12 protein-coding genes are annotated in these 15842 nt (G+C 59.8%); 6 read left to right on the forward strand and 6 right to left on the reverse strand.

Features of this window, described 5'->3' with window-relative positions:
• Positions 1-2 precede the first annotated feature (2 nt).
• From DXXMK7_RS10720 to DXXMK7_RS10740, 6 genes are all read left to right on the forward strand, one after another.
• A complete protein-coding gene (locus DXXMK7_RS10720; protein WP_038919083.1) occupies positions 3-2993 on the forward strand; it encodes a virulence factor SrfB in 2991 nt (996 codons plus the stop codon).
• Positions 2990-5494, forward strand: coding sequence for a putative virulence factor (locus DXXMK7_RS10725; RefSeq protein ID WP_038919084.1), 2505 nt, complete (start codon positions 2990-2992; stop codon positions 5492-5494). Before DXXMK7_RS10720 ends, DXXMK7_RS10725 begins: the two co-directional genes overlap by 4 nt.
• Positions 5495-6038: 544 nt before the next feature.
• Positions 6039-6497: a hypothetical protein gene (locus DXXMK7_RS10730; RefSeq protein WP_038919085.1), complete on the forward strand. Its 459-nt coding sequence runs from the start codon at positions 6039-6041 to the stop codon at positions 6495-6497.
• The gene (locus DXXMK7_RS23070; protein WP_238555964.1) at positions 6494-7123 is read left to right on the forward strand and encodes an NAD(P)-binding protein; all 630 of its coding nucleotides are present in this window, start codon (positions 6494-6496) and stop codon (positions 7121-7123) included. The genes DXXMK7_RS10730 and DXXMK7_RS23070 overlap by 4 nt, the downstream gene beginning before the upstream one ends.
• A 5-nt stretch (positions 7124-7128) precedes the next feature.
• Positions 7129-8331: a GMC oxidoreductase gene (locus DXXMK7_RS10735; protein ID WP_238555965.1), complete on the forward strand. Its 1203-nt coding sequence runs from the start codon at positions 7129-7131 to the stop codon at positions 8329-8331.
• A 115-nt stretch (positions 8332-8446) separates the two neighbouring features.
• Entirely contained in the window at positions 8447-10003 is a 1557-nt protein-coding gene (locus tag DXXMK7_RS10740; RefSeq protein WP_038919086.1) for a ferritin-like domain-containing protein, read from the forward strand.
• 96 nt (positions 10004-10099) lie between these two features.
• Here DXXMK7_RS10740 and DXXMK7_RS10745 read toward each other — a convergent pair whose 3' ends face one another.
• The 6 genes from DXXMK7_RS10745 to DXXMK7_RS10770 all read right to left on the reverse strand — a co-directional run bounded on the left by DXXMK7_RS10745 (position 10100) and on the right by DXXMK7_RS10770 (position 15807).
• Positions 10100-10864: an inositol monophosphatase family protein gene (locus DXXMK7_RS10745; protein WP_038919088.1), complete on the reverse strand. Its 765-nt coding sequence runs from the start codon at positions 10862-10864 to the stop codon at positions 10100-10102.
• 32 nt (positions 10865-10896) lie between these two features.
• Complete coding sequence (locus tag DXXMK7_RS10750) at positions 10897-11655, reverse strand: glycerophosphodiester phosphodiesterase family protein (protein ID WP_038919089.1); 759 nt, start codon at positions 11653-11655, stop codon at positions 10897-10899.
• Between the two features lie 218 nt (positions 11656-11873).
• A complete protein-coding gene (locus tag DXXMK7_RS10755; RefSeq protein ID WP_082202651.1) occupies positions 11874-13001 on the reverse strand; it encodes an extracellular solute-binding protein in 1128 nt (375 codons plus the stop codon).
• A gap of 35 nt (positions 13002-13036) precedes the next feature.
• Positions 13037-13870 carry an ABC transporter permease gene (locus DXXMK7_RS10760; protein WP_038919090.1) on the reverse strand — a complete coding sequence of 278 codons (834 nt, stop codon included), beginning with the start codon at positions 13868-13870 and terminating at the stop codon, positions 13037-13039.
• Between the two features lie 3 nt (positions 13871-13873).
• Positions 13874-14728 (reverse strand): ABC transporter permease, encoded by an 855-nt coding sequence (locus tag DXXMK7_RS10765; RefSeq protein ID WP_038919091.1) that lies wholly within the window; start codon positions 14726-14728, stop codon positions 13874-13876.
• Positions 14725-15807, reverse strand: coding sequence for an ABC transporter ATP-binding protein (locus DXXMK7_RS10770; protein ID WP_038919092.1), 1083 nt, complete (start codon positions 15805-15807; stop codon positions 14725-14727). The genes DXXMK7_RS10765 and DXXMK7_RS10770 overlap by 4 nt, the downstream gene beginning before the upstream one ends.
• Positions 15808-15842 lie beyond the last annotated feature (35 nt).

The following is a 15842-nucleotide window of genomic DNA, read 5'->3' on the forward strand; positions in this document are numbered from 1 at the left end:
CCATGCTGGCAACACTGACAGATTACAAACAACACATTACGCTGATTCAGAATAGCGGTATTCAGTTTCTCGATTTTGCGTTAAAGCTCCCGCCAGCCCGGTCAAGCTTCGCCAATCGCTTTGTTCGCAAGAGCGCCAACGGGCCGCTGTTGCGGCTGACGTACAACGAGCACAGCGGCAAATACGCATTGCCGAGCGATATGCAGGTGCTGCCGGAGGCGGTCAACCCGGAATCCAGTTATACGCTGGAACAGTCGTTGCGTCTGCTGAGCAACGTATGGCTGCCGCTGCCGTTCTTCCGCTTTAACCCGCCGCGTACCTTCATGGGCGGCCCGAACAACTGGGCGCGGGTGCAGGTGCTGGAACTGGGCGAACCGGACGATGACGGCAACACCCACCGCCTCTGTCTGGCCTTCGATACCCGCGTTTATCCGGAAAGCCACGATCTGGAAGCGCTGGCGCCCAGCGAAAACGACATCAACGCCGGGCGGTTATTCACGCTGGCCTATCGCAGTGAAGAACTGGACGATTTTCTCGACCAGACCTGGGTGGACGGCTGGCTGCGCGAAGCGTTTTCCCAGCAGGCGCTGCAGGTGGAAAGCCGCAAACCCCGCGATATCCGCCAGAATCTGCGTGAATTCGAATATCAGGCGCATTACCTGAATCTGCTGGATATTATGGCGACGCTGCTGGATGTGCCGGAAATCCGCATCACCAGCAGTACGCTGAAAGAGCCGGCCATCAATGTGGATCTGATTCTGGATGTCGGCAATTCCCACACCGCCGGGATTCTGGTGGAGGATCACGCCGACGAGAGCAACGGCCTCAAGCAGACCTACGAGCTACAGATCCGCGATTTGGGCCAGCCCCATTATTTGTACAACGAGCTGTTCGACAGCCGGGTGGAATTCGCCCAGGCGCGTTTCGGCAAGCAGAATTTTTCCTTCGAAAGCGGCCGCGACGATGCGTTTGTCTGGCCGTCCATTACCCGTGTCGGCCGCGAAGCCAGCCGTCTGGCACTGCAGCGTCAGGGAACCGAAGGCTCCAGCGGTATTTCCAGCCCGCGCCGCTATCTGTGGGACGAAGAGCCGTATGTGCCGGGCTGGCGTTTCAGCCAGACCAACAGCCCGCGTCAGCAGGAGCCGCTGGCGACCGCCATGCCGCTGACCATGCTGGTCAACGATGAAGGCCAGCCGCTGTTCAGCCTGCCGCTGGACGAGCGCCTGCCGGTGTTCGACCCGCACTACAGCCGCAGTTCGGTAATGACGTTCATGCTTTCCGAGCTGCTGGCGCAGGCGCTGATGCAAATGAACAGCGCCGCCCAACGCCTGAAGATGATTCACGCCAACGCGCCGCGCCAGCTGCGCAACATTATTCTGACCCTGCCCTCGGCCATGCCTAAGCCGGAACGCGAGATCTTCCGCCGCCGCATGATCGAAGCGATCGGGCTGGTGTGGAAAGCGATGGGCTGGCACCCGGCCGATGAGGATTTCCTGACGGCGGATGACAAGCGCCGCAGCAACGTGCCGGTGCCGGACGTTCAGATGGAGTGGGATGAAGCCACCTGCGGACAGATGGTGTACCTCTACAACGAAGCGCAGGTGAATTTCGGCGGCCGGGCGGAAGCGTTCTTCGCCAGCATGGCGCGCCCGGACAAAGAACTGGCGGACGACGAGCAGCCGGGGAAAACCCTGCGTATCGCGTCTATCGATATCGGCGGCGGTACTACCGATCTGGCGATTACCCAATACTGGCTGGACGACGGCGTCGGCAGCAACGTCAAAATCATCCCCCGCCTGCTGTTTCGTGAAGGGTTTAAAGTCGCCGGCGACGACATCCTGCTGGACGTGATCCAACTGTATGTCCTGCCCGCGTTGCAGGTCGCGCTGAAAAAAGCCGGCGTCACCAGCCCGGACAGCCTGATGACCCGCCTGTTCGGCAGCGAAGGCCGCATGGACGGCCAGCTGACGCTGCGCCAGCAGGTCACGTTGCAGATGTTCATTCCTATCGGCCAGGCGATTCTGGAAGCCTATGAACAGTTCGATCCGCTCGATCTGAACGCGGAAATCGACACCACGTTTGGTGAAATGCTGCCGCAGACGCCGACGCGCAAAGTGCTGGAATACGTCAACAACGAGATCCAGCGTGAACTGCCGGACGAGGAAACCCCGTTCGACATCCTGCAGGTGCCGTTGATCCTGCGTCTTGCCAAGCTGCACAGCGAATTTCTGGCCAACCGCATGAGCATTACCCAGCATCTGCGGCTGATGTCGGAAGTGGTGTCGCTGTATGCCTGCGACGTGCTATTGCTGACCGGTCGGCCATCCCGTTTTCCGGGCATTCAGGCGCTATTCCGCCACCTGCAGCCGCTGCCGATTAACCGCATGATGTCGCTGGATGGCTATCACACCAGCGACTGGTATCCGTTTAACAAGCGCGGACGTATCGAAAACCCGAAATCCACCGCCGCGGTGGGGGCGATGCTGTGCCTGCTGGCGTTGGATCTGCGCCTGCCCGGTTTCTACTTCAAGGCCGGCGATTTCGAACCCTATTCTACCGTGCGCTATCTCGGGATGCTGGACAGCAGCCACACCCTCACCGCCGATAACGTCTACTATAACGATATCGATCTGGATGACGCCGATTTCACGCTGGACGATCAGTCCGGTTTCGAAGTGCGCGGCTCGCTGTGCCTCGGCTTCCGCCAGTTGGACAACGAACGCTGGCCAGCGTCGCCGCTCTATTCGCTGTCGATCGTCGATCCGGAACTGGCCCGCAAGGTGGCCGGCGACAGCGTACTGCACGTTCGCCTGAAAGTGGTGCCGGGCGACGATAATCTCACGCCGGAACGCGTCGAGATCGCCGACGCGGTGCTGGGCTCCGGGCTCGCTATTTCGCCGCATCAGCTAAGGCTGAAACTCAATACCTTGTCCAGCACGGTTTCCGGCATGGCACATTACTGGATCGATAGCGGGAGCGTCTTCAAGAAATGAAACCATTAACGCCCAAACAGCTGTCGAGCCGTCTCAGCCGTCAGTTACAGTCCGTTTCGCAAGGCGTAGATCAGGCGATCGCCTGGGTGGATGAAACCCGGCGCAACGTTCCGCGCCTGGATATGGAAGCCGACCGGCTCATCGTTAAGCTGCGGCGTTGCCGCAACAAGGCCCGCGGGCTGTCCGATTCGTCGCTAAAAGAGATCGCCATGGGCATGTTCGGGTTGGCTCAGGGCGGCAAAACCTATCTGCTGACCTCGCTGGCCGGCGGCGAAAACGGACGCATTGAAACCTCCGTCGGCGGCGTCACGCTGGATTACCAGAAGAACATCAATCCGGACAACCAGCAGCCGGCCTTTGTCACTCGCTTTACCCGGCAGGCTGAAGGCAAGAACACCCCGAACCCGGTGCAGGTCCAGTTGCTCAACGAGGCCGATATCGCCCGCATTATGGCCTATGCCTTCGTACTGGAAGAGAGCCAAAACCCGGCGCCGGAGCTCGACGAGCAACATATCGCCGAGCACCTGAAAACCCTGACGTTGCACCGTCAGCAGGAAGCGGTGCCCGGGCTGGACGGCGATGACGTGGTCGCGCTGTGGGATTATCTGGTGCGCCACGACGCCCGGCGTCAAAAGCCGCTGGAACGCAAATTCTGGCCGCTGGCGGTGGAACTGGCGCCGCATCTCAGCATCGACGACCGCGCCAGTCTGTTCTCGATTCTGTGGGGCGAACAGTCGGAATACACCTCGCTTTACCGTCATTTCGCCCACACGCTGGAGCAATTGTCCGGCGCCCGGAAGGTACTGGCGCCGATCAGCCTGCTGGTGGATGAATCGCTGCAACCCGACAGCGGTATTTTCAACGCCAGCCTGTTCGACCGGCTCAATAGCCCTTCCGATCTCAGCGCACAGGTGCGCCCCATCGTCAACGGCCGCGCGGCCAGAAATGTGGAGCTGTCGCTGGCGGAACTGCTTATGCTGGCGGCCGAAGTGCAAATTCCGCTGCTGTCGCCGCCAAAGGAAACGTTGTTCGAACAGGTGGACCTGCTCGATTTTCCGGGATTCAGCCTGCAGGACGAGCCGGAATTCGAGCCGGACGAGGACAACCCGGAGCGACTGTTGCGCCTTAAGCCTCACCCGTTGTCCCGCGCGTTGCTGCGCGCCAAACGCGCCTATCTGCTGGAGCGTTATACCGACGATCAGGAAATGAATCTGCTGATGGTCTGTACCGCCGCCGCCTGCAAAGCGGACGTGCGCCACGTCGGCCGGACGCTGGATTTTTGGGTGCGTCATACCCAGGGCGAAAACCCGCAGGTCCGCAGCCGCCGTAAACCCGGCCTGATCTGGGCGGTGACCCGTCATGACCGGCGTTTCACCCACGGTTACAACAACGATGAAGCGGTGCAGCGTTACGTGGGTAACCCCGGCGATGCCTGGGGCACCATGCTGGCGATGGACAAACGCGGTATCAACCGGATGGCGGCCTGGCTGGACGCGGAAGTCCGCCGTGAAGTCAAGCTGGGGCGAATCAACGAACAGCTGAGCGAATTGCAGCGCGAGCTGTCCGATAACCTGCTCGGCAGTTGGTATCAGCCGGCCGGCGCTGATGATCCGGCGCACAAACAGCATATCGCCGAGTCGATGCTCAAGGCGTTGCAAACCCGAACCGGCGTGCACGGCGAGCTGCTGGAGCGGTTATTGCCCTCCCGCGATGAACTGCGTCGACTGTATCTGCAACAGCAGGAACAGACGCAACGCAACTTCGCGTCCTATCAGGAAACGCAGGATACGGCGGTGCCACTGGCCAGCTACGAACCGTTTGGCGTCGGGATGGATATCGACCTGTTCAGCGACGACGCCGACCCGAGCGAAGAAGACGAAACGGTCATCGCCCCGGCGCCGACCGAGGAAGAACAAACCGAAAACCACAGCTATGAAGCGGAGTTCGCCCGTAATCTGTACCGGTATTGGATCAACCACCTGCGTAACCTGCCGGAAAACATCGCCATCATTGAATTGCTGGGGATTAACCGCCCTACCATCGAAATGCTGGTGGAGGAACTGATTACGGCCAGCGTGCGGCTGAAGATTGAAGATGAGTTGCAAACCATGCTGGTGGATTCCGGGCAACTGGGCATTAACCGGGAAAGCAAGGCGGATCGCCAGGTATCGCGCGCGCTCAACGTCCTCGGCGATTTCGTCGCCTGGTTGGGTTTCCAGCAGGTGCCCGAAGCCAGTCGACCGGACAGCCGCGTCAACAAAGGCAACAAGATCTTTGCCAAACCGGAAAAGCAGACCGCCAACTTCGGCACCTCCCGCCGGTTGACCAGACTGTCGGCGACGCCGGTCAACAATACCGCCTATTACATTTATGACTGGCTGATCGGCCTGAACGAGATGATTATCCAGAACGCCGGCTATGCGGCCGGGCGTGATATCAAACCCAAACAGCGCGAACGTCTGGGAGCGATTCTGGGTCTAATCAAACCGGCCGAAAGCTAACCCCTGCGGCGGAGCGTTATGCTCCGCCCTTTCAGCATAAAAGTTTACACAATCAAATAATTATGCTGCTTTCCTTATCTCCTATTTCGATAAAATCACGTTAGAAATCAGGCTGGTCTTGCAAAAACGCGGCTCTCACGTCATAGTTTTACACGGGGTATGCACTGTGGTACCGAATGTGTAACGAATACTTTTATTGCCATGTTTTTTTCTTTGATTCGCCCGGTTTAAAACAACACTGTGACGCTAAAAAAAGGAACGCAGGCTACCCCGCTCTTTTTTCCACCATCATGACGACCACTCGGTTATTCCTGTAAAGGAAAACGGATTGGCCCTTCCTTCCAGGGATATCGGGTTACAGCTATCCATTGGGTGTGTTCTAAAACGCACTAACACCCGTATTGACATACCAGACTGCGGTGATGTCGCCTGATCGGCAACGTCGCCGGAAAACGATTGATATCCCCGCTCCACGACGCCTGACGCCCGACTCAGACGCGCGGTTTTCTCTCAGCTGTTCACGACATGGCACAGGTAACGCATCATGAGTAACAGTAGTGAACCCGACACCGCCTTTGACGATTTCATGACCTTATCCGCCCTGCTTACCGGTTTCAGTCAGTTTGAACTGACCGGAACCGGGCTGGCCCACGACTATTTCACCTGGCTGCAGCACAACGCCGCCGGTCCGTTCAAACAACTGCTGCACGACTTTGCGGCGCAACCGAATGATGACGCATTACGGCTCAACTGGCTGGAAGCCACGGTGCTGACATCGCTGACGCTCGGCCCAATCGCCCGCAGTCTGCTGCGTCTGTGGTACACCGGTCAGTGGGTCCCCATCAGTCCAGAGCCGGACGCCGCCGCCTATTTTCTCAGCGACGCCGCCTGGCGCGAAGCGCTGATCTGGCAGGCCATCCACGCCCACCCACAGGCGATCCGCCAGCAGGAGTTCGGCGCCTGGGCCGAGCCGCCCATTGCTGAGTGGAGAACGCGCGGATGAATGTCATTACCCCTCATCAGGCTGAGCATACCGATTACGACGTGGTGATCGTCGGCGGCGGCATTGCCGGTGCGCTGATGGCCAAAACCCTGACACGCGGGGGAAAACGCTGCCTGATACTGGAGGCGGGCGACGGCGAGAACCTGCATTACGCCGGATACCGGCAGACGCTGCAGCGTTATCGGCAACACCCGGGTAAAAGCCATCAGGTATCCGGGCCGCGTAACGTCAACGCGCCGGCGCCGCACGATACCGCCCTCCAGCCCCTGATGCCCGACGGTTATGACGACCGCGGCTATCTGGTACAACGCGGCCCGTTGCCATTCAGTTCCACCTATTGCCGCCAGCTCGGCGGCACCTCGCTACAATGGCTCGGCAGCGCCATGCGCATGCTGCCGGAAGATTTTGAGCTGCAAAGCCGCTACGGCATCGGGCTGGACTGGCCGTTGCGCTATAACGACCTTGAACCCTGGTATCGGGCGGCGGAGTACGAACTGGGCGTCTCGGCCAATGTGGAGGAGCAGGCTTATCTGGGGATCCGGTTTCCGCCGGATTATGTTTATCCGATGCAAGGTCTTCCCCCGCCTGGGGCGATCGACAACTGGCGCGCCGCCTCAACGGCATGACGGTCATGGAAGACGGACAGGCTACGCCGCTGACCCTGCGCGGCACGCCGTCCGCGCGCAACGGCGTGCCGCACCCCGGTTATGACCACGGCCGCGGCTATCATCCTCGCGGTGCGGCAGGCAGCCCGCACCTTGGCCTGCGCTGCTCCGGCAATAGCTACTGCACGCCGCTCTGCCCGACGCAGGCTCGCTACAACGCACTGAAAACGCTGGAAGACGCCGATCCGGCCTTGCTGGACGTCGTCACCTGTAGCGTGGCGCACAAGTTGCTAATCGACCCGTCGACCGATGCCGTCACCGGCGTTCAGTTTCGCCATTATGTGCATCAGGAAACGGCGTTGCATCACCTGCATACCGTCAGCGCCAGACGTTATGTGCTGGCCGGCAACGCCATTGCCAATGCGGTGCTGTTGCTGGCGTCCGACGCCTGCAAAGGTAATGATCTGGTGGGACGACATCTGATGGATCACCCGGTGCTGCCGGTCTGGGGTCGGGCCGATGCGCCGTTGTGGCCGATGCGCGGTCCGCTTACCACCTCGGGGATCGAAGCCATGCGGGGCGGCGCGGCCCGCGCCCATCGGGCGGCCTATCGCATCGAGCTGAGCAACGACGGCTGGCGCTGGCCGGTCAACGCCTTATATCACGATGTCGAACAGTTGCTGGCGGAGCCGTTGTGCGGTCCCCGCTTACGCAGTCAAATGCGCGAACGGCTGTCACGGCAATTCAGCGCGCGCTGCCTGGTGGAACAGTTGCCGGAATACAACAACCGGGTGACCATTCATCCTGACTACCGCGATGCGCTGGGCAATTACCGTCCGGTAATCCACTATGACCTGTCGCTGTACACCCGCACCGGCGTCGCGCGCGCCGGCACCGTCATGCGGCAGATTTTCCGCCACGCCGGCATTCGCGATCACAGCCATTATTCGCCCGCCGACCCCGGCTACTTTACCTGTCAGGGACAGCCGCTGGCGTTCGTCGGCGCCGGGCATATCGCCGGTACTCACTGTATGGGCAGCTCGCCCCATCATTCGGTGGTTGATCGTCAACAGCGCAGTTGGATTCATAAGAATCTCTATCTGGTGGGGGCTGGAAACATGGTCAGCATGGGAACGGCGCCGCCCACCCTGACGCTGGCGGCGCTGACGCTATGGGCTGCGCACACAATTCTTTCCGAACTGGACAGAATGTGTGCCAGCACACGTTAAACGCGAAAAAAGCGCTACAAAAGATGATGATATTCGGGTTTCATGCTACGAATAAATAGATAAGACTAACTACACACTTCGTCACTGCCGCAACTGACTAAGACGGAATAACATCATGAACTTAAACGAACACGCCGCACCCCAAGATTTGGACACTATGTTCAGGGAAAAAGGTTATGTCAAACTAACCAGCCATAAGGATCTGGCTCACGAATTAGACGATATTCGGGACTTGTTGCAAAAAGCGATGGTGCTGGAACACGCGGTGATCCCCCCCTATCTGACCATGCTCTATACGATGGATGACGACATCGATCCGCGTGTCCCTGAGGTGATCCATTCCGTCGTGATTGAAGAAATGCTGCATTTCGTCATGGTTGGCAACCTGCTGAATGCCGTGGGCGGCACGCCGAATATCAGCGGCCCCGACTTTTTACCCGATTACCCGGCCACGCTGCCGTTCGGCATCGAAGACCTGGAAATTCAGCTGCACCCGTTTTCTCAGCACGCCATACATCAGGCGATGCAAATCGAACACCCGAAATATGTGCGCCCGGAAGTGGTAGCCAGCCATGTCTGCAGCGACATGTCGATCGGTGAATACTACGTCTATATCGAGTCGCGCCTGCGAGCGGCGGTAGAGTCTTTCGGCGAAAAAGCCGTGTTCTGCGGCGACCCTACGCGCCAGATTGAGCCGGAGCAGTTCTGCCACGGCTCCTACGGCACTGTCGTTCCGGTGACCGATCTGGACAGTGCGATCACCAGCCTGCGTCAGATTTGCGATCAGGGCGAGGGTTCGCCGCACAATATCTGGCAGGGCGAAGACAATGACGTCCCGCACTACTATCGCTTCAACGAAATCTACTGCGAGCGTCTGTATGCGCGCGGCGACACCATCGCCAGCGGCCCGACCGGTGACCCGTTGACGATCGAATGGGACAAAGCGGTCAGAACCCACAGCGCAGCCAAAGTCAGCGACTATCCGGAAGGCGAGTTGCACAAGGCGATTATGCGTTTCAACCGTCGCTACTGCGAACTGCTGGAAAACCTGCAACTGGCGCTGTCCGGCCGCCCGTTAAAACTCACCCCGGCGGTGATGGCGATGGGCGCGCTGCGTGAGGATTTCCGGGCGATCGTCTCCCATCCATTCCCCGGCGACAACGCCTACCGCGCGGCGCCGACGTTCGAATATACCCCGCCGCCGCCGCCGCGTTTCCAGGCCAAGAGTCAGGCGGTGACGTTCTCCAACAATCAGGCGACGCTGGAGAAACTCGGTCAGGCCTATGCCGCTGGCGATCTGCCGATGGCGCTGACCTGCCTGAGCGAACAGTTGGTATGGGACATGACCGGCCCGGTGGATGTGCCTTATACCGGCGTGTTCTACGGTCACGAAGGCTTCTCCCGTTTCTGGTCGCTGATGAGCCAGACGGTAGAATTCAGTAGCGAAGTAGTGGAAAAAGTCTTCTTCAGCGACAATCAGGCGATGGCTTACGGCAGCCAGCAGGGGATCACCAAATCGACCCGCGTGCCTTACAGCTACGACTGGGCGATACGGTATGAATTCACCGACGACCACCGTATCCGCCTGATGCGCAACTACTTCAACCCAATGCGTATTCAGGCTGCGCTGGCCGCTACGCCGCCGAAACCGCGCTCGTTCATCAACAAGTAATGCGTCCGGAATGAGTCGTACGCCCGGAATGAGTAACGCGCTTTAATTCTTCCCTTTCCCGCACCGCCTGTCTGGCGGTGCTTTTTTTTGGGCGCGTCACAGGCTGAAAAACGGCTCCACAATCTGTTGCACATCGGGGGTGGCCGTCGCCACATGCATACCGCCCACCTCATAGTTTCCCCGATATTTCACCACCAGCCCGGCTTCCGTACAGATCACCACCCCGGCGGCGATATCCCAGATACTGGTGTTTTTCTCCACATAACCGTCAGTAAACCCCAATGCGGCGAACCCCAGCCCGACGGTAGCGCAGCGATAGCGTGCCACCGCCCAGCCTTCGTCGCGCAGGTAGCCGTCCAGCATCGCCACTTCCGCCGCCGCCCATTTATTGCTTTCCCCCAGCGCCACCAGACGGACTTCGCTGAACGGCACCTGACGGCGATACGGCATCCCGTTACGCCATACGCCGCAGCCGATCGCCGCCGACAGCGTCAGGTTCAGCATCGGCAACGCAATGGTGCCGACCATCGCCAGCCCGTTTTCGACGTATCCGATGGAAATGCCCCACAACGGCAAACCGCGCAAAAAGTTGGTGGTGCCGTCTATCGGGTCGACGGCCCAAAAGCTATCGCCGGCCTCGCCGCCCATTTCCTCGCCCAAAATAGCGTCCTGTGGGAACGCCTCCCGCAGGCGGTCGCGGATTAACTGCTCGACCTGCCGGTCCGCATCCGACACAAAATCATTGGCGGATTTCTGTTCCACCACCACGCTGTCACGCCGGGCAAACAACTGCCTCGCCAGCAACGCGGCTTCCTCCATGACCGTGTTGGCGGTCTCAAAGCGTAACTGCAGATCAGACATGGCATCCTCCGGTTATCAACCCACTCCAGTTATCAACCCAGCAAATCAGGAATATCAGACAGGATCGTCTGCGCGCCATTAGCGAGGAAGCGCCGGGCCTGTGCGGCGTCATTGACGATCGCCACCGCGTATTCGATGCCGCTGTCCGCCAGAATGTGCTGGGCTTCGTCATCCAGCAGTGCCGACAGGCAGTGCAAAATCTGGCAGTGGGTTTCCTGCAACAACGCCACCGGCCGTTTGGGCGGCACCACCACGGCAAACGCTCGCGGCACATCCGGCATCAGTCGCGCCGCCGCCTGGATGGAACGAACGGAAAAACTCGACAGAAACAGGCGGTCACGGTTGGCGGGCCACATCGATTTCAGCACGCCCAGCGCCACCTCCGCCGTTTCAACGTCGTCACCCGCCGTCGGTTTCAGCTCCAGCTGTAATCCCATATCCAGCTCCAGCACGCACGCGATCAGCTCCTGCAGCGTCGGGATGGTCACCCCGGCGAACGCTTCGCCGAATTGCGCTCGCGCATCCAGCCGGCGGATTTCCTCCAGCGTCAGGCCAGCGACCCAACCGCGCCCGTTGGTGGTACGATCCACCCGATCATCATGGATGATCACCGGCTGGTTATCCCGCGTCAGTTTGACATCCACCTCCAGCCACGTCGCTCCCAGCTGCGCCGCCTTACGCATGGCTGCCAGCGTATTCTCCGGCGCCAGCGCCGAGGCGCCGCGGTGGGCGATTAGCGCGTCATTCACCACGCGGTGACGACGGAGGTGATCAGTTATCGCATCAGACATAATGGTTTCCCTGGTGTTTCAATGCATCGGTGTTGAGTAAGCAAATATGTTGAATTAAAAATACGTTCGGCCTTGCCCGCGTCGGATACAGAAAACGGTTTTCAAACGTCAGTTGTCCAAACATCGTTGTTCAAGCCTCAGTTGGTTAAACATCAGTTGGTTAAACATCAGTTGGCTAAACGTCAACGGTTCAAACGTCATAACAAGGCCGCGCGATGTCATTTCAGCATCACGTTTTGGATAAACTGCTTTTTGATTTCGTCGCCCAACGGCTTGGCCGCCCAGGCAAAACTGCGCGACCGATCCAGCGCATCCGCCGCCTGCGCGCCGTCGCCTGTCGGCGTCAACAACGCAGTGCCGAACTGCGTATGAAAGCGCTGTTGCGTGTCCGGCTGCGTCAGCCAGTGGATAAACAGTAACGCCGCCGCCTTGTGTTTGGCGTTGGCCGGAATCCCCACCACATTGCCGCCGCCCGGCATGCCAAAATCAGGCAGGTAGAACTTGATGTCCGGCGACACTTCGCCTTTGCGCTGTAGCGAAAGCACCAAATCCTCCCATGACGCGGCGAGTTTAAATTCGCCGGCATTCAGTCGGGTAATGCTGTCGGCATTGGACGCGCTGATCACCATGCTGCTCTTGTAACGGTTGAACCAGCGCCAGGACGGCGCAAGCCGTTGCAACACCTCCGGCGCGGCATTGCCGTCGCGGTAGTTCACGTCGGTGACCAACGCCCGGGTGACGGATTCGATAAACGCCGGACCGGAGCCGCCATTTTCCACGTTAAAGGCGAACTCACCGGGGTTTTTCACCAGAAACTGTTCGAACTGAGGCAGTGAGTGCGGCAGCGCGGCCGCGTCGATGCGGGCCGAATTGTAGGCGATCGCGGTCTGATTGCCCCAGAACGCCACCGCGTAGCCCTGGGTATCGACCCCTTCGATCTGGTAGGTCAGCTTGTCGCCGGCCGGCAACCGGGATCTGAGCGGCCCCCAGAACAGTTTGGGTCCGTTTAACAACCCGAACTGGCTGCCGCCCACCGAGATTACGTCGATATCGCCTTGCTCACGGTGCTGTTCCGCCAGCAGTTTATTGATGCTGGCCATCGCCTCGCCATCCGGAATGGTGACCCGAATGCCATACTGTTTCTCGAACGCTTTCACCTCTTCGCGCAACCGGTCCTGATAGTACCAGTTGAACCAGGTAAGCTGACCTTCCTGACGCGCCTGCGCCTCCACATCCTGCCAGGACATCGCGTTCAGCTCCGCCGCCTGCGCCGGATACAACGGCAACAGCAGTGCCGGCAGCGCCATCAGCTTTCGTAGGTTTGACAGCTTGAGTCGAGTAAGCATGCAAGATTCCCCTGAATGGTTAAGCGGCATCGTCGCTATCCTTTGTTGACGAACGCAGACGCCGGAACATTTTTGAGACAGCGCTCCATCAGCAGCATCAACACCACGTTGGGTACCACCAGAATCAGCGACACCACCGCCGCGTTGGGCCGAATGAAGTTATAACCCAGGTACGAATACAGAATGGTCGGCACGGTGATAAAGTCGGGCGCGCCCACAATGTAGGAAACGGAAAACTCTTCGATGGACAGAATGAACACCATGATCATCGCCGCCATCGTCCCGGACTGAAGCGCCGGCCAGTAAGCCACCCGGAAGATTTCCCGTCGGGAGGCCCCCAGGTTGCGCGCCGCATCCACCAGATCCTGCCGGACCTGACTGAAAGAGACGCTCAGAATGCGGATGGCGTACGGCAGAAACAGCACCGTGTGACCGAGAAAGATCCCCATGAAGCGCGAGTACACGCCCAGCCGCGTCAGCAATGAGGAGAAGAAGATCGCCACCACGAACCCCGGCAACACAATCGGCAGCAGCGTCAGCGCCTGCGCCAGCCCTTTGCCGGGGAACGACAGCCGACCAAACGCGTAGGCGGTCGGCATCGCCAGCAGCAGGCAGGTCAGCGTCACCATCGGCGCCAGCAGATAGCTGTGCAACAGCGCGTCGGGCAGCGATGTGTTGTGCCATAATTCACGCCAGCGCAGCAGCGACAATACCGGCGGGAAGACATCCGGGTACGCCCACGGGTGCGACGGATCCACCAATGACCACAGCACCGCCATAGCAAACGGCAGAATCAGCCAGACGGTCCCCAGCAGCAGGATCACCGCTACCAGCAGGCGGTTGAGTCGGTCAATCACAGCCTGTTGCATCGGCTATCTCCTCATCCCGTTCACAACCACGCGCGCCGCCACCGCCAACAACCCGGCGCCCGCCAGCGACAACAGCATCAGCATCACCGCCACCACCGCCGCCTGATTCCAACCCTCAGCGCCCGACTGCTGCACGCGCAGCATCAGTTGCGATATGGAATTGAGATTGACCGGCCCCGCCACCGACTGAAAGGAAAAATCGCCGGCGGCGCCGATAAAGATCAGCATCATCGCCGTCTGCAACGCCCGCAGCGTCAGCGGCAGCACAATGCGGCGAAAACGGACCCAGGCGCCGGCGCCGAGATTACGGGCGGCGTCCAGCACCGCGTCGCCGATGGCCTGTACCGAACCGCTCAGCAGCAGCAACGCAAACGGCATCTGTTTCCAGACCTGCAACAGAACCACACCGATGCCGCTGGCGTCGTTTTGCATCCGAATCGGCCGCTCCGTCAGCCCCAGCCGTAGCATGGCGACATTGAGAAACCCCTGATAAGAGATGAAATTGACGAACAGAAACGCCGCGGTCAGCCCCGGCACCAGCAGCGGCGCTTTCAGCAACGCACGCAGGGTGACGGCCCCCGGAAACGGCTTGCGCAGCCAAATCGCCAGCGGGTAGGCCAGCGCCACCGACAGCAGCGCGCTGAGCAGCGCAATGCGCGCCGAGTAGAAAAAAGAGCGCCACAGTTGTTCGTCGATCAGCATGGTTTGCCAGAAACGCAGCGATAACCCGCTGTCACCGGCAAAATTGAAGAACCCCAGCGACTGGGAAAACGCCATCCCCAGCACCGCGCCCATCGCCAGCATGATGATCCCCAGCCCCGGCAGCAGCATCAGGTAAGCCATCAACGACGATCTCATGCCGCCACCGCCTCGCGTAAAAACCGCAACGCGCCGGGCGCCAGCGAAAAATAGTAGGTTTCGCCCTCCAGCAGCGGCTGATAACCCAACAGTTGGATACGGTAATGAACGTTGTCGGTATCCTGATGATAGCCTTCAACATCCGTCAGATTGCCGAGAAAGGTCTGGCGTTTAACCCGCAGCGAAAAGATATTCTGCCCCAGCGCGGGCAACGACAGCAGGCAGGCGTTTTCCGGCCGCCAGCAGAGATAGACCCGCTGCTGAGCCGGCGGCTCGTCCGACGCCACCGTGAATTCGCCCAGCGCGGTGGCGACCCGATACTGCCCGGCGTCCCCGTCCCGCGCGGTGACCGTCCCCACCATAATGTTGGCGGTGCCGATAAAATCGGCCACAAAGCGGTTGACCGGCCGGTGATAAATCTCCTGCGGGGTTCCAGACTGAATCACGCTGCCGCCGTGCATCACGATTACCCTATCGGACATCGCCAGCGCCTCCGCCTGGTCGTGAGTCACATAAACCGCGGTAAAACCGTGCTTACGCTGCAAGGCGCGGATCTGCAACCGCAGTTGCTCGCGCAGCCGGGCATCCAGATTGGACAAAGGCTCGTCGAACAGCATCACATCCGGGCGCACCGCCATTGAACGCGCCAGCGCCACTCGCTGCTGCTGACCGCCTGATAGCTGGGTGGGCAATTTATCCAGATGCCCGGCCATCGCCACGGTCAGCGCAGTTTCAACGACCCGGTGGCTCAACGCTTCCCGCGGTATTTTGCGCTGCTGTAATCCAAAGGCGATGTTTTCCGATACCGTCAGGTGGGGAAACAGCGCATAAGACTGAAAGCACATCGCCGTATTGCGTTTTTCCGGCTCCAGGCCGTTCATTTCCCGGCCGCCAATGCGGATATGCCCGCCGTCCAGCGGGACAAAACCGGCAATGGCGCGCAGCAGCGTGGTTTTGCCGCATCCGGACGGCCCCAGCAGCGTGACGAACTCTCCTTCGTTAACGTCAAACGACACCCCTTTGAGGACAGCAACATCACCGTAGGCCACACTGGCGCGCTCCACTTCCAGTCTACTCATTACATAGTCTCCCGTGAGTCGCAAGGCATCATGTT

Source organism: Dickeya sp. MK7, from assembly GCF_000406305.1.
GTDB classification, from domain to species: domain Bacteria; phylum Pseudomonadota; class Gammaproteobacteria; order Enterobacterales; family Enterobacteriaceae; genus Dickeya; species Dickeya fangzhongdai.

What these genes read in the sequence shown, in the direction of transcription:
- DXXMK7_RS10720 (WP_038919083.1), top strand. Translation starts at nt 3, where the DNA reads ATGCTGGCAACACTGACAGATTACAAACAACACATTACGCTGATTCAG.
- DXXMK7_RS10725 (WP_038919084.1), top strand. Translation starts at nt 2,990, where the DNA reads ATGAAACCATTAACGCCCAAACAGCTGTCGAGCCGTCTCAGCCGTCAG.
- DXXMK7_RS10730 (WP_038919085.1), top strand. Translation starts at nt 6,039, where the DNA reads ATGAGTAACAGTAGTGAACCCGACACCGCCTTTGACGATTTCATGACC.
- DXXMK7_RS23070 (WP_238555964.1), top strand. Translation starts at nt 6,494, where the DNA reads ATGAATGTCATTACCCCTCATCAGGCTGAGCATACCGATTACGACGTG.
- DXXMK7_RS10735 (WP_238555965.1), top strand. Translation starts at nt 7,129, where the DNA reads ATGGAAGACGGACAGGCTACGCCGCTGACCCTGCGCGGCACGCCGTCC.
- DXXMK7_RS10740 (WP_038919086.1), top strand. Translation starts at nt 8,447, where the DNA reads ATGAACTTAAACGAACACGCCGCACCCCAAGATTTGGACACTATGTTC.
- DXXMK7_RS10745 (WP_038919088.1), bottom strand. Translation starts at nt 10,864, where the DNA reads ATGTCTGATCTGCAGTTACGCTTTGAGACCGCCAACACGGTCATGGAG.
- DXXMK7_RS10750 (WP_038919089.1), bottom strand. Translation starts at nt 11,655, where the DNA reads ATGTCTGATGCGATAACTGATCACCTCCGTCGTCACCGCGTGGTGAAT.
- DXXMK7_RS10755 (WP_082202651.1), bottom strand. Translation starts at nt 13,001, where the DNA reads ATGCTTACTCGACTCAAGCTGTCAAACCTACGAAAGCTGATGGCGCTG.
- DXXMK7_RS10760 (WP_038919090.1), bottom strand. Translation starts at nt 13,870, where the DNA reads ATGCAACAGGCTGTGATTGACCGACTCAACCGCCTGCTGGTAGCGGTG.
- DXXMK7_RS10765 (WP_038919091.1), bottom strand. Translation starts at nt 14,728, where the DNA reads ATGAGATCGTCGTTGATGGCTTACCTGATGCTGCTGCCGGGGCTGGGG.
- DXXMK7_RS10770 (WP_038919092.1), bottom strand. Translation starts at nt 15,807, where the DNA reads ATGAGTAGACTGGAAGTGGAGCGCGCCAGTGTGGCCTACGGTGATGTT.